This is a genomic window from Psychrobacter sp. FDAARGOS_221, assembly GCF_002313155.2.
In the GTDB taxonomy this organism is placed as follows: Bacteria; Pseudomonadota; Gammaproteobacteria; order Pseudomonadales; family Moraxellaceae; genus Psychrobacter.
Map to the genome: position 1 here is coordinate 2,168,008 of NZ_NWFK02000001.1, position 21,647 is coordinate 2,189,654.

Annotated in this window: 17 protein-coding genes, 2 tRNA genes and 2 rRNA genes; 17 read left to right on the plus strand and 4 right to left on the minus strand. The window is 43.3% G+C overall.

What is annotated here, in order from left to right; all coding sequences use genetic code 11:
• The first annotated feature begins 24 nt into the window (after positions 1-24).
• The 15 genes from A6J60_RS09095 to yjgA all read left to right on the plus strand — a co-directional run bounded on the left by A6J60_RS09095 (position 25) and on the right by yjgA (position 15,525).
• A tRNA-Ile gene (locus tag A6J60_RS09095) sits at positions 25-101 on the plus strand.
• Between the two features lie 11 nt (positions 102-112).
• Positions 113-188, plus strand: a tRNA-Ala gene (locus A6J60_RS09100).
• 327 nt (positions 189-515) lie between these two features.
• Positions 516-3,365 (plus strand): 23S ribosomal RNA (locus A6J60_RS09105).
• A gap of 136 nt (positions 3,366-3,501) precedes the next feature.
• Positions 3,502-3,615: ribosomal RNA gene (rrf, locus tag A6J60_RS09110) — 5S ribosomal RNA — on the plus strand.
• 392 nt (positions 3,616-4,007) lie between these two features.
• Positions 4,008-5,084, plus strand: coding sequence for a TRAP transporter substrate-binding protein (locus A6J60_RS09115; RefSeq protein WP_096065715.1), 1,077 nt, complete (start codon positions 4,008-4,010; stop codon positions 5,082-5,084).
• A 16-nt stretch (positions 5,085-5,100) separates the two neighbouring features.
• Positions 5,101-5,628, plus strand: a complete 528-nt coding sequence (locus A6J60_RS09120; protein WP_096065716.1) for a TRAP transporter small permease — start codon at positions 5,101-5,103, stop codon at positions 5,626-5,628.
• A complete protein-coding gene (locus A6J60_RS09125) occupies positions 5,625-6,914 on the plus strand; it encodes a TRAP transporter large permease (RefSeq protein ID WP_096065717.1) in 1,290 nt (429 codons plus the stop codon). Before A6J60_RS09120 ends, A6J60_RS09125 begins: the two co-directional genes overlap by 4 nt.
• A gap of 209 nt (positions 6,915-7,123) precedes the next feature.
• On the plus strand, positions 7,124-8,155 hold the full coding sequence (locus A6J60_RS09130; RefSeq protein WP_096065718.1) for a 5'-nucleotidase: 1,032 nt from the start codon (positions 7,124-7,126) through the stop codon (positions 8,153-8,155).
• On the plus strand, positions 8,152-8,754 hold the full coding sequence (locus A6J60_RS09135; protein ID WP_096065719.1) for a rhomboid family intramembrane serine protease: 603 nt from the start codon (positions 8,152-8,154) through the stop codon (positions 8,752-8,754). Before A6J60_RS09130 ends, A6J60_RS09135 begins: the two co-directional genes overlap by 4 nt.
• Positions 8,755-9,158: 404 nt before the next feature.
• Entirely contained in the window at positions 9,159-11,354 is a 2,196-nt protein-coding gene (gene pcnB / locus A6J60_RS09140) for a polynucleotide adenylyltransferase PcnB (RefSeq protein WP_096065720.1), read from the plus strand.
• A 48-nt stretch (positions 11,355-11,402) separates the two neighbouring features.
• Positions 11,403-11,930: a 2-amino-4-hydroxy-6-hydroxymethyldihydropteridine diphosphokinase gene (folK, locus tag A6J60_RS09145; protein ID WP_096065721.1), complete on the plus strand. Its 528-nt coding sequence runs from the start codon at positions 11,403-11,405 to the stop codon at positions 11,928-11,930.
• Between the two features lie 256 nt (positions 11,931-12,186).
• Positions 12,187-12,999 carry a 3-methyl-2-oxobutanoate hydroxymethyltransferase gene (gene panB / locus A6J60_RS09150; protein ID WP_096065722.1) on the plus strand — a complete coding sequence of 271 codons (813 nt, stop codon included), beginning with the start codon at positions 12,187-12,189 and terminating at the stop codon, positions 12,997-12,999.
• Positions 13,000-13,065: 66 nt separating this feature from the next.
• Positions 13,066-13,926 (plus strand): pantoate--beta-alanine ligase, encoded by an 861-nt coding sequence (gene panC / locus A6J60_RS09155; protein WP_096065723.1) that lies wholly within the window; start codon positions 13,066-13,068, stop codon positions 13,924-13,926.
• Between the two features lie 25 nt (positions 13,927-13,951).
• Positions 13,952-14,932 (plus strand): RNase adapter RapZ, encoded by a 981-nt coding sequence (gene rapZ / locus A6J60_RS09160; protein WP_096065724.1) that lies wholly within the window; start codon positions 13,952-13,954, stop codon positions 14,930-14,932.
• An 83-nt stretch (positions 14,933-15,015) separates the two neighbouring features.
• Positions 15,016-15,525 (plus strand): ribosome biogenesis factor YjgA, encoded by a 510-nt coding sequence (gene yjgA, locus A6J60_RS09165; RefSeq protein WP_096065725.1) that lies wholly within the window; start codon positions 15,016-15,018, stop codon positions 15,523-15,525.
• Between the two features lie 92 nt (positions 15,526-15,617).
• Here yjgA and A6J60_RS09170 read toward each other — a convergent pair whose 3' ends face one another.
• The 4 genes from A6J60_RS09170 to dapA form a co-directional block, all read right to left on the minus strand.
• Positions 15,618-15,929 (minus strand): YqfO family protein, encoded by a 312-nt coding sequence (locus A6J60_RS09170; RefSeq protein WP_096065726.1) that lies wholly within the window; start codon positions 15,927-15,929, stop codon positions 15,618-15,620.
• 201 nt (positions 15,930-16,130) lie between these two features.
• Entirely contained in the window at positions 16,131-16,850 is a 720-nt protein-coding gene (gene purC, locus A6J60_RS09175) for a phosphoribosylaminoimidazolesuccinocarboxamide synthase (protein ID WP_096065727.1), read from the minus strand.
• Positions 16,851-17,005: 155 nt separating this feature from the next.
• Positions 17,006-17,356 carry a hypothetical protein gene (locus A6J60_RS09180; protein WP_096065728.1) on the minus strand — a complete coding sequence of 117 codons (351 nt, stop codon included), beginning with the start codon at positions 17,354-17,356 and terminating at the stop codon, positions 17,006-17,008.
• 84 nt (positions 17,357-17,440) lie between these two features.
• Entirely contained in the window at positions 17,441-18,349 is a 909-nt protein-coding gene (dapA, locus tag A6J60_RS09185; protein ID WP_096065729.1) for a 4-hydroxy-tetrahydrodipicolinate synthase, read from the minus strand.
• Between the two features lie 618 nt (positions 18,350-18,967).
• Between dapA and A6J60_RS09190 the strand changes: the two genes are divergently transcribed.
• Positions 18,968-20,281 carry a saccharopine dehydrogenase family protein gene (locus tag A6J60_RS09190; protein ID WP_096065730.1) on the plus strand — a complete coding sequence of 438 codons (1,314 nt, stop codon included), beginning with the start codon at positions 18,968-18,970 and terminating at the stop codon, positions 20,279-20,281.
• A 367-nt stretch (positions 20,282-20,648) separates the two neighbouring features.
• The gene (locus tag A6J60_RS09195; protein ID WP_193778048.1) at positions 20,649-21,524 is read left to right on the plus strand and encodes a hypothetical protein; all 876 of its coding nucleotides are present in this window, start codon (positions 20,649-20,651) and stop codon (positions 21,522-21,524) included.
• The last annotated feature ends 123 nt before the right edge of the window (positions 21,525-21,647 follow it).

The window sequence follows — 21,647 nt, forward strand, 5'->3', positions numbered from 1 at the left end:
TTCTTTGATTTAGCAAGCTCTGAAGGGTCTGTAGCTCAGCTGGTTAGAGCACCGTGTTGATAACGCGGGGGTCATAAGTTCAAGTCTTATCAGACCCACCATTATCCTATACGGGGCCATAGCTCAGTTGGTAGAGCGCCTGCCTTGCACGCAGGAGGTCAGGAGTTCGACTCTCCTTGGCTCCACCATAATAGGTGCAGATAATCAGAGTGGATAAAGTAGAATTAAGTGATTATTTAGTTGTTAAATAATAAATTACTTACTTCTGTTTTATACAGAGAATATATGACGATCTGATGAAGACGTTATTACTATTTAAAAACATAGATATGAGTTGTAATACGGTTAAACGATGAATCATTCACTGAGCCATTGTTTAACCAGTAACCAACCTTTTAATGACATCAGTTGTTATCCCAAGGGGTTGGTTACAAAGTAAAGAGAACTGAATCAAGCGTAAATTATCAAGGTGATATCGTTATAATTGCTGAACATAAGACCCTTTGGGGTTGTATGGTCAAGTAATTAAGCGCACATGGTGGATGCCTTGGCAGTCAGAGGCGATGAAAGACGTGACAGCCTGCGATAAGCTTCGGGGAGGCGGCAATATCCTGTGATCCGGAGATTTCTGAATGGGGAAACCCACCCAGTGTAAGCTGGGTATCCTAATTTATTAGGAAGCGAACGAGGGGAAGTGAAACATCTCAGTACCCTTAGGAAAAGACATCAAATGAGATTCCCCTAGTAGCGGCGAGCGAACGGGGAGGAGCCGACGGATTTATATGTAGAAGAACAGTGTGGGAAAACTGGCCATAGTGGGTGATAGCCCCGTATTCGAAACATATAATGAAGCATATTAAGTAGTGCGGAACACGAGAAATTCTGTATGAAGATGGGGGGACCATCCTCCAAGGCTAAATACTCCTGACTGACCGATAGTGAACCAGTACCGTGAGGGAAAGGCGAAAAGAACCCCTGTGAGGGGAGTGAAATAGAACCTGAAACCGTGTGCGTACAAGCAGTGGGAGCACTCTTGCAGTGTGACCGCGTACCTTTTGTATAATGGGTCAGCGACTTATATTCTGTAGCAAGGTTAACCATTAGGGGAGCCGTAGGGAAACCGAGTCTTAATAGGGCGTTTAGTTGCAGGGTATAGACCCGAAACCGAGTGATCTATCCATGAGCAGGTTGAAAGTGCCGTAACAGGCACCGGAGGACCGAACCCACTGTCGTTGAAAAGCCAGGGGATGACTTGTGGATAGGGGTGAAAGGCTAATCAAACTCGGTGATAGCTGGTTCTCCCCGAAAGCTATTTAGGTAGCGCCTCGGACGAACACCATTGGGGGTAGAGCACTGTTTCGGCTAGGGGGTCATACCGACTTACCAAACCGATGCAAACTCCGAATACCGATGAGTGATATCCGGGAGACACACGGCGGGTGCTAACGTCCGTCGTGGAGAGGGAAACAACCCAGACCGCCAGCTAAGGCCCCAAATTCCTAGTTAAGTGGGAAACGAAGTGGGAAGGCATAGACAGCTAGGAGGTTGGCTTAGAAGCAGCCATCCTTTAAAGAAAGCGTAATAGCTCACTAGTCGAGTCGGCCCGCGCGGAAGATGTAACGGGGCTCAAACTAGGAGCCGAAGCTGCGGATTTGAACATGTTTCAAGTGGTAGGGGAGCGTTGTGTAAGCCTGTGAAGGTGTATCGTAAGGTATGCTGGAGGTATCACAAGAGCGAATGCTGACGTGAGTAACGATAATGCGAGTGAAAAGCTCGCACGCCGGAAGATCAAGGGTTCCAGTCCAACGTTAATCGGGGCTGGGTGAGTCGACCCCTAAGGCGAGGCCGAAAGGCGTAGTCGATGGGAAATCGGTTAATATTCCGATACTTGTTTATGATGTGATGGAGGGACGGAGAAGGTTATGCCAGCCTGGCGATGGTTGTCCAGGTGGAAGGATGTAGGTAGACGGCTTAGGTAAATCCGGGCTGTTAATACTGAGATCTGATAGCAAGCTAGTTTACTAGCGAAGTGGCAAATACCATGCTTCCAGGAAAAGCTTCTAAACTATAGTCATAAACGAATCGTACCCTAAACCGACACAGGTGATCAGGTAGAGAATACCAAGGCGCTTGAGAGAACTCTGCTGAAGGAACTAGGCAAAATGGTACCGTAACTTCGGGAGAAGGTACGCTGTCGATGGTGAAGGACTTGCTCCGTAAGCTATTGACAGTCGCAGATACCAGGCTGCTGCAACTGTTTATTAAAAACACAGCACTCTGCAAACACGAAAGTGGACGTATAGGGTGTGATGCCTGCCCGGTGCTGGAAGGTTAATTGATGGGCTTAGCGTATGCGAAGGTCTTGATCGAAGCCCCAGTAAACGGCGGCCGTAACTATAACGGTCCTAAGGTAGCGAAATTCCTTGTCGGGTAAGTTCCGACCTGCACGAATGGCATAATGATGGCAGCGCTGTCTCCAGCAGAGACTCAGTGAAATCGAAATCGCAGTGAAGATGCTGTGTACCCGCGGCTAGACGGAAAGACCCCGTGAACCTTTACTACAGCTTTACATTGAACTTTGACCTGACTTGTGCAGGATAGGTGGGAGGCTTTGAAGCAGATACGCCAGTATTTGTGGAGCCAACCTTGAAATACCACCCTGGTCATGTTGGGGTTCTAACTCAGGTATAACAATACCGAGGACAATGTATGGTGGGTAGTTTGACTGGGGCGGTCTCCTCCTAAAGAGTAACGGAGGAGTACGAAGGTGCGCTCAGAACGGTCGGAAATCGTTCAAAGAGTATAAAGGCAAAAGCGCGCTTAACTGCGAGACCCACAAGTCGAGCAGGTACGAAAGTAGGTCTTAGTGATCCGGTGGTTCTGTATGGAAGGGCCATCGCTCAACGGATAAAAGGTACTCTGGGGATAACAGGCTGATACCGCCCAAGAGTTCATATCGACGGCGGTGTTTGGCACCTCGATGTCGGCTCATCTCATCCTAGGGCTGAAGCAGGTCCTAAGGGTATGGCTGTTCGCCATTTAAAGAGGTACGCGAGCTGGGTTTAGAACGTCGTGAGACAGTTCGGTCCCTATCTACCGTGGGCGTTGGAAATTTGAGAGGATCTGCTCCTAGTACGAGAGGACCAGAGTGGACGAACCGCTGGTGTTCGGGTTGTCATGCCAATGGCATTGCCCGGTAGCTACGTTCGGATTGGATAACCGCTGAAAGCATCTAAGCGGGAAGCCAACCTCAAGATTAGATTTCCCTTAAGAGCCGTTCAAGACTAGGACGTTGATAGGCAGGGTGTGGAAGCGCAGTGATGCGTGTAGCTAACCTGTACTAATTGCTCGTTTGGCTTGACCATACAACACCCAAGTGGTTTTAGTATGTCACCAATTATTTCGATATCATCCTGATGATTACTTGATTCAGGTTCTTGATATACTAGTCAACATAAAGTTAAGTAAATAACTTAACCAACTCATATCTATACCCCCTTTGCTGACGACAATAGCACGATGGAACCACCTGATCCCTTCCCGAACTCAGAAGTGAAACATCGTAGCGCCAATGGTAGTGTGGTTCGCCCATGTGAGAGTAGGTCATCGTCAGCTCCCTATACCTAAAAGCCCCCGCTCAAACCGAGCGGGGGCTTTTTCTTTGTGTGGGGGTTGGGTAGAGTGGTTTTATAATAAAATGATTTGACATCTATCGTTATAGCTGATAATTTCTATACTAACTTTAAAGTTAAGTAATAGTATAAGAAGTGTAACCTACTTTGTACTTATATTAAAAAAGCCAGCTTACATTTTTATATCTAATCCTGCCTTTTACTGCTTTTCTCAACTGAGCAGATCCTCTAAGATAAGTAAAATACCTACCTCTCTTTAATTGCATTCGTGCAAATATTTTCTTTATAACAAAGTCTTTATTATTTGTACTCTCATATGATTTATTGACAATGATGTTAATAAGCACACCTTATACTTATCAAAAGGAATTGATAATGAAATATTATACTGCTATTCCAATGGCTGCATTGTTGGCTTTCACCTTATCAGCATGTTCAAACTCAGATAAAACTCAAACCTCTGAAGAATCAGGCTCAGAAAATACTGAGGCGGTATCAACGGAAGTTACCAAGCTGCGTTTATCACATTTTTGGCCAGCGACTTCTTCATTCAGTAAAGAAGTACTAGAGCCTTGGGCTAAAACTATTGAAGAAGAGTCAAACGGCCGTCTGAAGATCGAGCTTTACCCTTCAGCATCATTAAGCAAGCCTCAGGTAACCTATGAGGCCGCGGTTAAAGGAACGGTTGATATCGGCTCTCAGGCGCATGGTTATACTAATGGTCGTTTCCCTTTAACTCAAATCGCTGAGCTTCCAGGTCTCTCAAGTTCTGCCACTCAAATGGGCTGTATCTTACAAACCTTATATGAAGACGGCACCATTGCCAGTGAATACGAAGATTCACATATTCTATTTATGTATGGCGCCGGTCCAGGTGCGCTGCATACCACTAATAAACTTATCAAAACTCCTGAAGATATGAAGGGATTACGTATCCGTCGTCCTTCTGCAGTTGCCGGCGATATCATTGAAAGCATGGGGGCCTCTCCTGTTGGCTTACCTGCCAATGATATGTATACCTCGCTACAACGTGGTGTTGTTGATGGCCTAAGTTTCCCTTGGGAAGCGGTTACTACTTTCAAAATTGATGAAGTGACTAAGTACCATACTAATATTCCATTTTATAGTTCTGGTTTAATGCTTGCGATGAACAAAGATACTTATCAAGGCTTACCGGAGGACCTGCAAAAAGTATTAGATGATAACTCAGGTATGGAATGGGCTAAGAAAGTCGGTGAAGTATTTGATAAACACGACAAAACAGCACTTCAAAATGCCAAAGATTTAGGCCATGAAGTCATTGAAATTCCTGATCCATTAAACGATCCTGCATGGAAAGGTCCTTTAGAAAAAGGTACCGAGAAATATTTGAGTGATGTCGAAGCGTTAGGACATGACGCTCAAGGTGTTTATGAAAAAGCCAAAGCGGCTAGTGCAAGTTGTAAAGTTTAATTGTTAGGATAACAAGATGTCTTTTTTGAATGATATAAGCCGCTTTTTAGCTAGGATTTGCGAATTCATAGGCGGCATTAGCTTGGTTGTTATCGTATTGGTTACAGTTGCTGATGTAATTATGCGTTACCTATTCAAGCTGACCGCTGGTGATTTTGGATTTACGATTAAAGGGACGGTTGAGATTGTCTCCTACATGATGCTATTTGGTTTGCTAGCAGCATTTGCTGCATTTGTAGAGCGGGCACAGGTGATTGTCGATGTGTTTACTCAACGCATGTCGCACAGTCTCAAAGCATACATGATGGCCTTTTTCATGCTTGGCTTTTTTGCCCTTGGTCTTATGTTTGTTTGGGGGCTTTATGAAAGCGCCCTTGATGCAGCTGAGTATGGCAAAGTCACTCAAGATCTGACCATTTCAATGACACCAATTTATGGGTTTAGCGCTGTGATCAGTGCTATGTTAGCCGTTCGGGCGCTGATTGAGTCTATTAATATTTTTAAAACGGGCGAATTTTATGACGCCGAGGAGACAGGCGCATGAGTCCAGAAATTATTGGTGCCATTGGTTTAATTTGTATGATTTTGTTGGTATGCCTACGCGTACCGGTTGCTCTAGCTATGTTAGGCGTTGGTGCGGTTGGGTTTGGTTTTGTTACCTCACCCAGCAGTGCCTTACAGATGTTAAGAGATACACCGCCAGATGTATTGGCAAAATATGATTTTAGCGCGATACCCTTGTTTATTTTGATGGGAGTGTTTGCTGCGAAGTCAGGGATGGCCAGTAAGCTTTTTGAAGCGACAAGGATTATCTTTGGCGGTGTTAGGGGAAGCTTAGGGGTTGCAGGTATTGGTTCTTCCGGTATCTTTGCCTCTATTTCAGGCTCCTCGCTAGCGACTGCTTCTACTATGACCCGAGTGGCTTTACCAGAAATGGAAAAGCATGGTTATAACCCTGGCTTTGCTTGCGGCGTACTTGCAGCAGGCGGCACGCTAGGTATTATGATTCCGCCCAGTATCGCGTTACTTATCTATGCCATTTTGACTGAGCAATCGGTAGGTGATATGTTTATTGCCGGCTTCTTGCCAGGTATCTTGGGCATGGTAATGTACTCGTTGACAGTGATGATTATGGTGCGCTGGAAGCCGCATCTTGCTCAACGTGGTGAAAAAACCAGTTGGAAAGAAAAGTTTTTATCTTTAACTGGGCTTATTCCATTCGGCTTTATCTTTGTCATTATTATTGCAGGTATTTTCTACGGCCTATTTACACCCACTGAAGGTGCAGCAGTTGGCGCATTTGTGTCTTATTTATATGCTGTGTTTAAAGGGTTAACTTTTAAAGGCCTAAAGCAGTCATTAATTGAGACATTAGCTTTATCTGCCGTAGTATTCTTTATGCTGCTAGGTGCAGAGGCGCTGGGTTACTTTATCTCTGTGTCACGTATTGCTTACTCATTGGCGACATGGATTGGCGCACTTGATGTGAGTCCCATGATTATTTTAATTTGTATTTTAATCATGTACTTCTTACTCGGTCTGTTTATGGATGCGCTAGCGATGCTAGTGATTACCATACCGGTGGTCTATCCTTTAATCTTAGCGTTAGGTTATGATCCAGTTTGGTTTGGTATTATTGCAGTATTAACGGTTGAACTTGGATTGATTACACCGCCTATGGGCATGAATATCTTCGTGATTAAAGCGGTGGCGCCACACATAAAACTCAGTGAGATGTTTAAGGGGGTTGCCCCATTCATTGTGTCGGATGTGATTCGATTGGTTATATTGGTTGCTTTCCCTGCCATCTCATTAGTGTTGGTGTATTAAAATCAGTATGCTAACTGAGCAATGAATTAAGCTACTAAATAAACAGTAATTTTTACAGATGACAAAAACCACACTATTATTAAATAACAGTGTGGTTTTTTGATTATAGCGTTAGTGCTATGATAGCCGACTCAAACCGGACACACTATTATAGTCAGTGTTTAATTAGTCCGCTTCTCATTAGGCAGGGTCATTTAGGGTAGGTATTCATGGCTGTAGATTTTTCCAACACGCTCATTGTCGCCATTTCTGCGACTGCATTATTTGATCTGACTGAATCAGAGCAGTATAGAGAGCAGTTACACCTAGAGGATCCGGTTACTGCAGCGGCTAAATTTCGTGACTATATGCATGAACGTGAGAATGAGCCACTACAAGTTGGTGCAGGCTTTCCGTTGATTCAAGCCATATTAAATTTAAACCATTGCCGTCAAGCTAACAGCGATCAAAGCCAATCGAGCTCAGAGACCCAAGATAAGCCAGATGCGCCATTGGTTGAGGTGGTTATTGTCTCCAAGAGTTGTCCTGAGACTGGTATTCGTGTGTTAAATGCGATTCGAGACAGGCAGCTGTGTATCACGCGATCAGCTTTTATTTCAGGCTCGCCAGTTGTGGATTATATTGCTGATTTTAATGTCGATTTGTTTTTAACCACCAATCGTGAAGACGCGCAGCAAGTGGCCGATGCTCGAGTGTGTGCTTGCGCCATATTAGATGCGACACCCGTCAATACTTTTACCTTAGATACAGATCAGCTACGTATCGCCTTTGATGGGGATGCGGTGTTGTTTGATGATTCAGGCGAGCTGTTATATAAGCAGCAAGGGTTGAGAGCTTTTCATGAAAGAGAAGCACAAATGACAGATTTGCCGATTGAGAAAGGGCCTTATGCCGACTTTTTAATCAAACTGTCTTTGCTGCAGCAGCGACTACCCAATGTTGGTGAACACAGTCCAATACAGATTGCGTTGGTAACGGCTCGAAATGCGCCTGCAGATTTACGAGCAATTAAAACCCTGCGCGAGTGGGGTGTGACCGTTGATATGGCTTTCTTTTTAGGTGGGCTTGAAAAAACTCGAGTACTAAAAAGCTTTGCGCCGCATATTTTCTTTGATGATTCTATCCAGCATATTGAAGCAGCAAAAGGATTTGTTCCCTCAGGGTTGGTCCCTTATCATTCTCAGTCTAAGTTAAATCTATATACTTGGCATCCTACCCACAAACAGTCTGGTGACGTATGAATTGGCAACGCGCTTTTAATCTCATCAAGCACCGTATAAGCCAAGTTTTTGGTTTATACGGCTTTGTGTTTATACCCATCTGGGTGATGTATTTTTTAAATGCTACCGTGCTTTTTAATTACTGGAATGCATTTGGTATCGTGCCTCGCAGTTTGAGTTTGGGCAGTATGGTAGGGGTAACCGCCTCTTGGACAATGCATGGTAATTTTGCTCATCTTTTAGGTAATACGGTAGTTCTGGCGCAAATCTTATTTTTATTTGGTTTGTTTGAGCGTAACGCCTATCGCACTGTGGTGAAGTTAATTATTGGTTCTGGGTTGATGACTTGGGGACTGGGATCGCCTTTTTCGATACATATCGGTGCATCAGGACTGATATTTGCCATGCTAGGTTATATGATTGGCGGTGCTATTTTTGCTAGACGTTGGGGATATCTCCTAGCTTGTCTCATCATGGGAACCAGTTATTGGTTTATTCTAAAAGAAGGGCTCATGCCACAGACGGGTATTTCGTTTGCTGCACATTTTGGTGGTTTGTGTGTTGGCTTGTTAATTGGCGCAAACTCTAAACACTATGAGCCGCAGAGCTATTATCGATAGCATCTGGCTTATCGCTGTTTTATTATTCTTAGTAGTTAGTAGTTAGTAGTTAGTAGTTAGTAGTTAGTAGTTAGTAGTTAGTAGTTAGTAGTTAGTAGTTAGTAGTTAGTAGTTAGTAGTTAGTAGTTAGTAGTTAGTAGTTAGTAGTTAGTAGTTAGTAGTTAGTAGTTAGACATATATTAGACCCGTAAATTTAGTGCGACGTATCAGCAGCTAGGTGAGTAAAAACTCACTAATCAGCATAAACTAACGGCTAATCATGCTTAGTTACCAGTATTTTGGGCAGTAAGCTTGAAAATTTGTTACACTAGCGCATATATATGCCTTGTATTCTTGGCTAAGACTCATCAGTAGATGAGCAGTCAAATTAATATGGCTTTTGATGGTTTGTAGGGAGTAGATGCATGGCAGAACGTTCAGCCAAGCAGTTAGGGTTAAGTAAGGCGGATTTACCTAATTCAATTTTAGAAGTGATAGCCACTTTAAATAAAGGCGGCTTTGATGCTTATATTGTTGGTGGTGGGGTCCGTGACACGCTATTGGGTTTAAATCCCAAAGATTTTGATGCCGTAACTGACGCAAGACCGCATGAAGTAAAAGACTTGTTTGGCAAACGTTGCCGTATTATTGGCCGTCGTTTTCAGTTAGCTCATGTTTATTCAGGCCGCGATATGATTGAGGTCGCGACGTTTCGTGCGCCGCCAAATGGCGATGCTCATACCACCAGTGACGGTATGATTGTGCGTGATAATGTCTGGGGTGATATTGAGCAAGACTTTGCCCGCCGTGACTTTTCAATTAATGCCATGTACTACCAGCCGTTAAAAGGCATCGTTCATGACTTTTGTAATGCATTAGATGATATTAAGAGCAAGACGCTACGCTTACTCGGTCATGCACCGGTGCGTATCGAAGAAGATCCGGTGCGTCTGTTACGTGCGCTGCGCTTTAAAGCTAAGTTAGGCTTTGAGTTTGATAAAGAGTTATCAGAGCAGTTTCATGACGATAACTGGGATTTACTAGATCAAGTATCACCGCATCGACTGTATGATGAGTCGCAGAAGATGTTCACGGGTGGTTATTTGGTACCTTTATTGCCATTATTATTTGAATACGGTGCCATCCGCCACTTGATTATCTATCCGCCAGAAAAGCCAACCGCGTTGGTAAATCAGGTAGCTATTAATACAGACAAGCGCATTGCATTGGGTAAAAGTATTAACCCAGCTTTCTTTTATGCGGCATTGTTGTGGGATAATTACCTACATCAGCTGGCAAAATTTAAAAAGAAAAACATGCCATTTCATGATGCTCAGCTACAAGCGGCGAGTAAGGTTATTGAGCGTCAACGTATCAAAACGGCCATTCCACGTTTTGCTGAACAATTTATCCGTGATATCTGGATGATGCAGCCAAAGCTGGCCAATCCTCGTGTCAAACAGATTCCACAGTTGGCAGAACATGCTCGTTTCCGTGCTGCGTTTGACTTTTTATTGCTGCGTGAGCAATGTGGTGATGAGTTAAATCCATTGTCAGAATCTACCAATGGCATGGGTGAGTGGTGGCAGATCTATCAAACCTTGTCAGACAAACAAAAGCAGCAAGCGATTGATGACTTCGCGGGAGACAGTCGCCGTGGCAAGTCGACTCGCAACCGTAATCGCAATCGTAATGCTGATAATAAGGTCGATAGCGCAGATACTCAGGGTGCGAATGGTCAGCATAACTATCAGCCTAAGCCGCCCAAACTGCCAGATGAAGTGTTGTCAGAGACTCAAAATAAATCTGCGCAGCAGTCACAAAAAGGGTCATCAAAATCGTCTCATAAAACGCAAACCAGTGCTGCAAAATATCAAGATCATTATGCGCTTGAAAGAGCACAGCTTGAGAAGCTGTCACTGGGTAAACTGGTTGATGCCGCGCCTGCCAAACAGCAGCCGAGCCCACTGTTTACTATCAGTGCGGATAAGTTAGCTGAGCAAGTGCCACAGCAGCTTACGGTCGAGGCGCAGATTAAAGCAGAGGCTGATAAATCAGCTGCTAGTGCATCTAAACAGCAACATCGCTCTGAGCAAAAAGCTAACTCTGAACAGGCGACGAATACTCAGCAGGGTAGTGATGCGCCATCTCAGGCTCAGAAACAATCTCAGCAAAAACAGTCTCAGCAAAAACAAGCTCATTCAAGCAGTGACACTGAGACTGAATTAAGTGCTGATGTGGTATTTATACCTAAGCCTGAACCGGTCCCAGCGACACGCCGTCGTCGACAGCCGAGCCAGACAGCTGCTACCTCGGCCCAGTTAGAAAAGCCAAAACAGTCAGCACAGCCGAAGCAGTCGCCGAAAGCTCAAGACTCAAGCGATCAGCGCAAGCAACAGTCAACACAGAAATCTGTAGCGGCAAGTAAGTCTAATGATGACGTTCAGCAGGCTCCAAAACAGCCAGCCGCAAAGCAGCCTGTAAAACAACCGCAGGCACAAAAGTCATCATCGAAAGCTGAAGCAATTACTCCAGAGTTAATTGCCAAAAGTGAGCGTGTTCCAGCGACTCGACGCCGTCGTCAGCCAAGCTCAGAATTAACTGTCAATGAGCAAAAGTAGGAAACGACTGCTTAGCTTAGCCATAGATTAAATACAGTAGGGTGTTAGATGGATCAGGCTTCTCAACATAATTATGGCAATTATCATCGCTGTTATCTTGGTTTAGGTAGCAACTTAACCACTGAGCTTGGTACGCCAAGCGAGCATATACAGCGAGCCATTGCAGTGCTTGCGGATCATCCTAGCATTAGCCATGTTAAAGCGTCGTCTTTATATGAGTCTAAGCCTATGGGCCCGCAAGATCAGCCTGATTTTATTAACGCTGTCGTTGAAGTGGATACCCGTTTATCGCCACATGATTTGCTGAGCTTGTGTCAACATCTAGAGCAACAGGCTCAGCGCGTGCGCTTGCGTCGTTGGGGTGAGCGTAGTCTTGATGTGGATGTGTTGTTGTATGCTGATCAAAGTGTCAATACGCCGACCTTAACTGTGCCACACCCAGGGGTTACTGAGCGTAATTTTGTGCTTATTCCGTTGGCCGAGCTCAACTCTGATCTGACCATTGATGGGAAGTTACTTATTCAGTTGCCAGCTGCGCAGGATTGGACTGGATTGAGCCGTTTGTCATCTAAATAGTAGTTTATCTATAGGACTATCACTCAGATGTCATGACCGAATAAACTTAACCCTGATGATATGTTTTAGCTGCCCCAGAGCTTGAATAACATGACTTAAATAAACCCTACCTACCGCCATTTTTTATCTACTAGTCTCTACTACTTAGCAACTGAACTATATTAGTCTTTATTAGTTTTTGACCTACAAGGTTAGGTGACTTAATAGACTATGTTGTTTGTTTACTCATTATCGATTTATGCTTAGGTAACCCGTTATGATTACCCTGTCTACATTAAAAAAATATAAAAAAGAAGGCCGTAAGTTTAGCTGTCTAACTTGCTACGATGCGATGTTTGCAAAAATGATGCAAAACGCACAAATAGACACCATTTTAATTGGTGACAGTTTGGGTATGGTTGTACAGGGGCATGATTCTACACTGCCTGTGACCGTTGATGATATGGCTTATCATACCGGTAATGTCGCTCGTAGTAATGAACATGCGTTAATCCTAGCCGACCTGCCTTTTATGAGCTATGTCACGCTAGAGGATGCCATCGCCAATACACGTCAAATCATGCAAGCCGGTGCCCATGTTATTAAAATTGAAGGCGGTGCAGAGTTGGCAGATACGGTCGCTGCTTTAACCGCTGCAGGGGCGCCAATTTGTGTTCATTTGGGGCTAACCCCACAGTCGGTAAACGTGTTTGGCGGCTATAAAGTGCAAGGAAAGTCTGAAGACAGCGCTGCTAAATTAATGGCAGATGTACGTGCTGTGGTTGATGCCGGTGCTGCTATTATTTTATTAGAATGTGTGCCTGCTGCTTTGGCCAAACAAGTCACTGAGGCAGTGGATGTACCGGTAATTGGTATAGGTGCCGGTGCTGATACCGATGGTCAAGTATTGGTGATGCATGACATGCTTGGCGTTACTCATGGTCGTACTGCTCGCTTTGTGCATGATTTTTTGACCGATGAGCGCAATCAACAAGGTGAGCGTGTAGGCAGTGTTGAAGGTGCTTTTGCGTTATATCATCAGTCAGTAATGGAAGGCAGTTACCCAGGCCCTGAGCATCAATTTAATTAACGGCTGTATATAGTTTAACCGGTATTTTTAGTTTATTCGCCACACTATCAGTTTTGGATATTGAGCATGAGCACAACCATCACATTGACGACTATTGAGGCATTACGTAATGCCCTGCAACCACATAGATCACAAAAAACCATTGCTCTAGTACCTACTATGGGTAACTTACATCAAGGGCATATTTCTTTGGTCAAGTTGGCCAAGCAACATGCCGATATAGTCGTGGTCAGTATTTTTGTTAATCCAACCCAATTTGGGGTTGGTGAAGACTTAGACAGTTATCCGCGAACCTTAGAGGCGGACACTGAGCTGCTAGCAGCGGAAGGCGTTGATTATATCTTTGCGCCGACTGTCGAAGAGATGTATCCACTGATGCCGCCGCCGACTCAGGTGCTGGCAGGCTCTATCAGTCAACAGTTATGTGGTCAGTCACGACCGACACACTTTGATGGCGTAGGTATCGTGGTGACCAAGTTGTTTAATATCGTACAGCCGAATGTGGCGGTATTTGGTAAAAAAGACTACCAACAGTTGGCCATTATCAAGCAATTAGTACGCGATCTAAGTTTTGATATTAAGCTAATCGGTGGGCCGATCATCCGTACAGAAGATGGTCTGGCATTGTCCTCACGTAATCAATATCTAACCGAGCAAGAACGCAGCATTGCGCCGTTATTAAACAAACATATTAGTCAGTTAGCAGATCAGTTAAGACAACTGCCGATTGATCAGATTGAACAACGATTTGCCCTTATTAATGATACAAAAACGGCTATTAATCAATCTGGATTTGAGGTAGATTATCTTGAAGTAAGAAATCAAGACCTAACCAATATCGACGCATCAGCAACAGAGAAAGCCTGGGTTGTTTTGGTCGCTGCTTGGTTGGGCAAAGCACGGTTATTGGATAATCAGGAAGTGTAAGCGTGGGATAGGGAGAGACGTGTTTATGTCGGTAAATCAAACCGCCACTACAGCTGCACATTCAGATACGCAGCAACAACAGCAGAAATCTCAGAGTAATGTGACCGATACAGGGATTAATATCTTAATCGTGTCTGGGCGCTCAGGCTCTGGTAAAACCTCGGTATTAAATATATTAGAAGATTTGGGCTATTACGCCATTGATAATATGCCCTTGTCATTATTACCGAATGCGGCGGCAAAATTGATTGAAGATGGCGGTATCACTAAACTGGCGCTCGGGGTCGATATTCGTACTCTGCAAGCCGACTCCTCAAACTTTATGAGTATCAAGGACGACTTGGTTGGCAGCTATGGCACAGGTAGTGTCAAAGTGATGTACATTACCGCACGTGAGGCGGTGTTGGTCGCACGTTATGCAGCGACTCGCCGAGTACACCCGCTGATGGCGACTGAAGATAGTGATAATCAGGCTAAAAACTTGCCTAGCGCCATCAAAAAAGAAAGTGATGCGCTGCAGCCTGTCATGAGTAATGCTGACATTATTATTGATACCAGTCAGTTAAATATCCATCAGCTCAAAGATCAGATACGTGAACATATTGGCGTTGATAATCAAGTCACTGTCAACTTATTGTCTTTTGGCTTTAAGTATGGCGTGCCAATTGATGCTGACTTTGTATTTGATGTGCGCATCTTACCCAATCCACATTGGGAGCCAAATCTTAGAGTGTTGACAGGGAGAGATGAACCGGTACAGCAGTTCTTTGAGCAGTTCCCAGAAGTGGACGATATGAAGCAAGATATTCATCGCTTCTTGAGTCGCTGGCTACCGGACTTTTTGCACAATAATCGCCACACTGTTACCATCGCTATTGGCTGTACTGGCGGCAAGCATCGCTCGGTATTCATTACAGAAGGCCTGTATACTAGCCTGTCAGAAAGCCTACCTTCTGACTTAAAGGTAATGATTAAGCACAGAGAAAAAGCACAGTGGTCTCATTAAAAGATGATAGAGTAAAGAGACACCAGAAAGAAATATCAGCACAGAAATAAGTGGTTTAATTTTATTAACAATTTGAGAGTATTATGATTGATTGGTCCGAACATGATATGCGAGTATCGCGTACTGAGCTAAAAAAGGCTCATGAGCGTTTACAGCAATTATCTGTCCCTCTATCTGCTTTATCGAAAAAGCAGATGAAAAAGTTGCCGGCAAGTGAGTATTTTTTAGCTGAATTAATGGCATTAACTGATATCACCAGTGCCGCTGCGCGTAACCGTCAAATTAAGCGTGTTGGTAAGCTGATTGCTGAAGAAGACAGACATGCTCTAGTAGATGCGCTGTTTCAAACCCGTTTTAGTGTGGAGCAAGCTGCTAAGATTGAGGGTTGGTATACGCGTTTAAATATCCATGATGAAGGCACGTTAAAACAGTTTGGTAAACAGTTCAAAGCCGCTGAGCGCAACAGTGTATATCAACTACTGTTATGGATTGAGTATGCTAAGCATATGGCTGATGATGAATTACTACAAGAGTCTGAAGCGGATCTGATTAGCTATATTAAAGAAGTGGCAGTATTAAGCCAGTTGTCTTAATTAGCTTAGTTACACCTCACGACAGACCCTAAGATAATATCTACTAGTTTAGTTGGTATTAAATAAAACCCCTTAATAGGGGTTTTTTGCTGTTAAATATCAACCATGGCAATGACATCATAGGCTGGTGTTTCATAAGGGTGCGCTTGCTTTAAGGTATCAATGACAGCGTGAATATTATTTTTAGCCACAACCATTTCAACGCGCCATTCTGTGACTTGTTCAATACTATTATGGCTGCCAATATGGGGTTGACTACCATCAAGCGGCATAAACTGTCCTGTACCTTGCACCTGCCAACAGCAGTTTGAATAATTGCCAATTTGACCAGCGCCGGCTGCAAATAGGGCAGACTTCACTGTTTCTAAATCTGAATCGGGAATGAATACGGTAAGTTTGTACATAGCTTATCCTTTGTCATACATCATATTTTCAAAACTTAAATAAAAGTGAAAGTTCAAAATCACATTAATTACTATTAGTGCGTTTTGTTGTATATAAAAAAAGCTGACTATGCGTTAAGCACAGTCAGCTTTTGGTTTCTATTATTGGCCGCAGATTTAATGTATCTTGCTAATGCTAAACCGGCAGACACTAATTAGAAACTAATCCATTGGAACGCCGATACGCTGAGCTACTTCTTCATAAGACTCGATCACATCACCTAAGCTTTGACGGAAACGGTCTTTGTCCAGTTTCTTCTTAGTTTCTTTGTCCCAAATACGGCAGCCGTCTGGTGAGAATTCATCACCCAATACGATGCGATCGTGGAAAATACCAAATTCTAATTTGAAATCAACCAGCATTAAGCCGCCATCATCAAATAACTTGCTTAATACTTCATTTACTTTGAACGAAAGCTCTTTCATTTGAGCCAGCTGCTCAGGGGTAGCCCAACCTAATGAAACAGATAAAGATTCGTTGACCATAGGATCGCCAAGCGCATCATCTTTGAAGAATAGCTCATAAGTTGGTGGCGTTAAGGCCTGACCTTCTTCTAAACCTAAGCGGCGTACTAAGCTGCCAGCAGCGAAGTTACGTACCACGCATTCTACTGGAATCATGTCTAGACGCTTAACCAGTACTTCGTTATCAGAAAGCTGTTTTTCAAAGTGAGTTTCGATGCCCGCTTCATCAAGCTTTTGCATAATAAACGCATTAAAGCGGTTATTAACCTGTCCTTTGCGACCTAACTGCTCAATACGCTCACCGTTGAAGGCAGAAGTGTCATCACGGAAGTGAAGGATTAAGTAGTCTGCGTTTTCTGTTTCATAGACAGATTTTGCTTTGCCTTTGTAAAGAAGACTTTGTTTTTGAAGCTGCATGATGTCAGTCCTATGCAAATAGCTATATTGGGTTTCCCAGTAGCTAAAAAGGGTGGTTTAAAAGAGTGTGTTAGTTATCAGTATCAGTAAAGTATCAGCAATAGGTATTCAGTAATCAGGTATCAAATTCAGAACCCATTTTACTGATTTACTTATTACTGCTGCTGTTGCTTCTGTTGTGTCGGTACTTGACGATAAGGTGCTGGCAGTTTGAAGCGTTTACCTGCTTCGTTTTCAAGCTCTAGCGTATTAGCGCCAACCGGTGGTGTTGGATATAACGGCACAAAAGGTGCGGTTTCTTGATCAGCAGGAAGCTGTAAAGGCTCTAGCTTTTCAGAGTCTTGATACGCCAAGCTGCCATCATTAAATTTACCGAAAAAGCCCTTAGAGGCTTGGCAACCAGATAAAAAAGCGATGCTGCTAATCCCGATCACAGCAATTTGCATGCTACGACGTAACAGTGATGGGGCAGCTTTTGAGCGTGTAGATAATTGGAACGAGTGCATGGATCATCCTTTGTCGTTGCTAACAGGCGAGTTAACCGCTAGTTTTATGGGGCTAGCTTTTATGCTCGTCTGGCTTATATCGATTTAGTCAATTAAGCCAGCGGTACGTAAGCCTGCATCAACTTGTTGTTGATATTTTTCGCTTAGCCAAACCAAGGGTAGGCGGATACCTGTATCAATTTTGCCCATTTTATTTAGTGCATATTTAACAGGTATTGGGCTAGATTCAATAAACATCAGCTTATGTAATGGCGCGATATCATCATGTAACTTCTGAGCGTGCTCAAAGTCGCCTTTTAGCGCTGCGTTAAAGATTTCGCTCATGGTTTTTGGAATAATATTGGCAGTTACTGAGATATTACCTTTTGCACCATGATGCATTAATTCAAGCGCAGTAGCGTCGTCACCAGACAGTACCACAACACGATCACCCAAAGCTTCGATCAGCTTTTTGCCACGTTCTACTGAACCGGTTGCGTCTTTGATGGCCACAATATTGTCAAAATCAGCCAGACGCTCTACCGTTTCTTGTGCAATATCGACAACAGTTCGGCCAGGCACATTATAAAGCATTTGTGGCATATCTACAGCTTCAGCAATGGCTTTATAATGCTGATATAAGCCTTCTTGTGTTGGTTTGTTGTAGTAAGGGGCAACCAGTAATGCGCAATCAGCACCTGCTGCTTTGGCTTCTGAAGTCAGGTGAATGGCTTCTAGAGTATTGTTGGCTCCGGTGCCTGCAATTACTGGGACACGGCCATTAACATGCTTCACAAAATAGTGGATAACGTCGCTGTGCTCTTGCATTGATAAAGTAGCAGACTCACCGGTAGTACCAACCGCGACTAGGCAATCAGTGCCTTGCTCGATGTGCCAATCAATCAGCTCAGCTAGGCGTGGATAATCAACATCCCCATTAGTCTGCATGGGGGTGACTAAGGCAACCATGGAGCCTTGCAGTTGGGTTTTAAAGTCAGAATAGGGATTACTCATAATATTGCCTTGTTATCTTAACTGTAATTTTAACTAAAATCTGGTTAGTTGTCTGTTGCGTGCATTGGTTGACCACTACTATGATATGCCACAATAAGGTATCTATCAAAATAACATCTGCTCAACATAGTGTCAGCCAGCCTGATAATATCTGCATTCCTAAACAGTGTTTACTTAGCTATTGTTTATTTAGAAATCAGTGGTGGCTATTAATAAAAATGTGGCCAACAAAGCGGGCGGTAAACCATAATAGATATCAAACAAAGTAAGTGTGATAAGTGTAGCACATTCCGCCTTACTCAATCATCAAGCTATTTTACGTTTTAATGTAGCATAGTGATAGCATGCAATGAAGAAAAAAGCGTGAAATTAAGGCTAAAGTGTTTGTTTATGCCTGTCATGTTAATAAAAATCAGACACGACAATAACAACAGCATCCATTAATTAGCCCACAATAGGCAGTAGTGTTAATAAGAAGCACCATTAATAATAAATAGATTTTATATCAACATAGCTTGCTAACCCACTACGAACAAAATTAGACAGTCAGTAAGCTTTAAACAAAGTCCTAAAATATCATTAACCAAAATACAATGAATAACAATAAGGAGTAGCACAATGACGGAAGCACAACAGCAATCACAAGCGTCAATAACATCAACAGAGGCGCCTGTACAACAGAGCCAGCAGCGTCAGTTCGATATCGTTCTATATGGTGCCACTAGCTTTGTTGGACAACTGGTCGCCGCTTATTTGCAACGCTTCTTGACTGATGTCAATGACAATAACCAACAGTCAGTGCGCTGGGCGATAGCAGGGCGTAATCAGGATAAATTAAATCAAGTTAAAAAGGACATTGGCAATCCTGATATTGAGACTATTATTGCCGACAGTGAAGATGCCACAAGCTTAGATCAGATGACAGCACAGACCAAAGTCATTATTTCAACTGTTGGGCCTTATCTGAAATATGGTGAGCCGTTAATTAAAGCCTGTGTCAATAATGGCACTGATTATGTCGATCTCACCGGTGAAGCCATTTTTATCAAAGACATGATGGATGCTTACCAAGACAAAGCGCGTCAGACAGGTGCCCGTATTGTGAATGCCTGTGGCTTTGACTCTATACCCTCTGATTTGGGTGTGTTATTTACCCAAAACTGTGCCAAAAAAGATTTTGGTGAATATTGTGAGCACATTAAAATGCGCGTTAAGGCGGCCAAAGGTGGTTTGTCAGGAGGCACAGTGGCGTCTATGGCAACTATTTTTGAAGCTATTGGTAAAGATAAACATCGCCGTAAACAATTGGCCAATCCGTATCTATTAAATGATGACAGTCAACGTCCAAATGCACGTCAAATTGAGCTGAAAAAACCGGAGTGGGATGAGCGCAATAACCGCTGGCTGGCCCCATTTATCATGGCTTCTATCAACACCCGTGTGGTGCATCGCAGTAATCAGCTTAAAGACTATCAATATGGTCGTGAGTTTCGCTATGATGAAGCAATGTGGATGCCGGCAGGTGTTAAAGGCCGTGTCTTAAGCTACGGTCTGACTGCGGCTATGGCAGGTTTTGCTGCGGGCATGATGTTCAAGCCCAGCCGCGATCTGTTAAATGAGCGCGTGTTACCGAAGTCTGGTGATGGCCCAAGTGAATCTGAACAGCAAAACGGTTATTTTGATATCCGTTTCTTTGGCGCATTGGCATCAGACAAACAGTCACAGGTATTGACTAAAGTGACTGGCGATAAAGATCCGGGCTACGGTAGCACCTGTCAGATGTTGTCGCAAAGTGCGTTATGTCTGTTGCAAGATATTAGTAAAGATGAGGTTGGTGGCGGATTTTGGACCCCAGCATCTGCGATGGGTGAGACGCTTATTGAACGACTTCAACAACATGCTGGTCTTAAATTTGAACAAATTTCGGCTTAATAATGCCTGACTACCACTGACCCTAGAACTAAAATACCAAAAAGCCCCGTTGATATTCAGCGGGGCTTTTTTATTATCCATAATATAGATAGAGATATTATTTAGTTATTATTTAAAGTTTATGTAACAGAAAATACTAACTCAAATATAAATAAAACTGTTTAAAAAAAGTTTCAGACTGTTAATAAGATACATAGAGATACATTTTGTTAGCGTACTTAAACGTCGGAAAGCCGCACAATTGTTTATCCTAATAGCCATAATTAAGATTAAATCATTTAGATTAAGCTAATTATTTAAGTTTTTATCATTTTTATTTCTGAATTTATTTGCGAATTTATCTTTGAATTATTTAGGAGAAAATTTTATGAAACTGAATCTATTAACCGCGTCGATACTAGCATCAGGTGTGGCATTATTTGCAAACTCAGCCAATGCAGCAGTCACTACAGACAGCCATGGTAACGTTGGCTATGACAGCTATGATGAATGTGTGACCGCTGTAAAATCTGGCGAAGCTAAATTTTATAAGCCATATACTTATGAAAAGCCAAAATTATTAAGAGGTGAAGCGTCAGTGAAAAAGATGGCGTTATCAGACGTGACTATTCCAGACGGCTTTGCTGCAAGTAACAACATTGCCACTAAAGACTATAGTGCAGGCGCGTGTGACTTAGGTGTGGGTCAGTCAAACGGTCGTTATGGCGTTTCAGGTGAGTTAGTGGGTAAATATATACCGATTTCTCCAGATATGCCGGTGAACGTATATCGTGATAGCAAAGGCAACCCAGTTCGGATTACCATGCAGCAGTGTGACAACCACTTTGGTGGTAAATTCCCAACACCGATTGTTAGCGAGATGAAAGCGCCAGATGCCGAAGTAGAGATTGAAGAAGAGCGTAATGTTGAGCCCGTCACTGTGTCTGAGAAGCGTACGGTTAAGCCAACTTCTTATCATGTAAAAGAAGTTATCGTTGCTCCTAGTGATCAAGTTGAACGTGTTGAAACTGAGTCAGGCACTAAAGTTGCTATCCAAGATGCTCAAAATAGAGCAGTTGTGGTAGGTGAAGAAGCCAATAGAGAGGTTTTAGATCGTGTTGAGCAGTCTGTAGAAGAAGTGCCTGTTCAGAAAGTACCTCCTCAAAAGGTACCTGCTCAGAAAGTACCAGCTGCTAAAATTCAGCCAGCAACAAAAACAGCACCTGCAACACAGCAGCCACGTCAAACCCAACCACGTAATTAAGAGCAAGCACTGACAAATATAAGCGATAAGCTGCAAAAGTAAAAAATAAGGGGGCGACCCATTGGTTGCCCCCTTATTCATTGTTAATACTTAAACGCTATGTACTGGTTATCAAACAAGCAC

Bases quoted from the DNA above. Each gene is read 5' to 3' on its own strand.
- A6J60_RS09115 (WP_096065715.1), top strand. From the start codon at position 4,008: ATGAAATATTATACTGCTATTCCAATGGCTGCATTGTTGGCTTTCACC.
- A6J60_RS09120 (WP_096065716.1), top strand. From the start codon at position 5,101: ATGTCTTTTTTGAATGATATAAGCCGCTTTTTAGCTAGGATTTGCGAA.
- A6J60_RS09125 (WP_096065717.1), top strand. From the start codon at position 5,625: ATGAGTCCAGAAATTATTGGTGCCATTGGTTTAATTTGTATGATTTTG.
- A6J60_RS09130 (WP_096065718.1), top strand. From the start codon at position 7,124: ATGGCTGTAGATTTTTCCAACACGCTCATTGTCGCCATTTCTGCGACT.
- A6J60_RS09135 (WP_096065719.1), top strand. From the start codon at position 8,152: ATGAATTGGCAACGCGCTTTTAATCTCATCAAGCACCGTATAAGCCAA.
- pcnB (WP_096065720.1), top strand. From the start codon at position 9,159: ATGGCAGAACGTTCAGCCAAGCAGTTAGGGTTAAGTAAGGCGGATTTA.
- folK (WP_096065721.1), top strand. From the start codon at position 11,403: ATGGATCAGGCTTCTCAACATAATTATGGCAATTATCATCGCTGTTAT.
- panB (WP_096065722.1), top strand. From the start codon at position 12,187: ATGATTACCCTGTCTACATTAAAAAAATATAAAAAAGAAGGCCGTAAG.
- panC (WP_096065723.1), top strand. From the start codon at position 13,066: ATGAGCACAACCATCACATTGACGACTATTGAGGCATTACGTAATGCC.
- rapZ (WP_096065724.1), top strand. From the start codon at position 13,952: ATGTCGGTAAATCAAACCGCCACTACAGCTGCACATTCAGATACGCAG.
- yjgA (WP_096065725.1), top strand. From the start codon at position 15,016: ATGATTGATTGGTCCGAACATGATATGCGAGTATCGCGTACTGAGCTA.
- A6J60_RS09170 (WP_096065726.1), bottom strand. From the start codon at position 15,929: ATGTACAAACTTACCGTATTCATTCCCGATTCAGATTTAGAAACAGTG.
- purC (WP_096065727.1), bottom strand. From the start codon at position 16,850: ATGCAGCTTCAAAAACAAAGTCTTCTTTACAAAGGCAAAGCAAAATCT.
- A6J60_RS09180 (WP_096065728.1), bottom strand. From the start codon at position 17,356: ATGCACTCGTTCCAATTATCTACACGCTCAAAAGCTGCCCCATCACTG.
- dapA (WP_096065729.1), bottom strand. From the start codon at position 18,349: ATGAGTAATCCCTATTCTGACTTTAAAACCCAACTGCAAGGCTCCATG.
- A6J60_RS09190 (WP_096065730.1), top strand. From the start codon at position 18,968: ATGACGGAAGCACAACAGCAATCACAAGCGTCAATAACATCAACAGAG.
- A6J60_RS09195 (WP_193778048.1), top strand. From the start codon at position 20,649: ATGAAACTGAATCTATTAACCGCGTCGATACTAGCATCAGGTGTGGCA.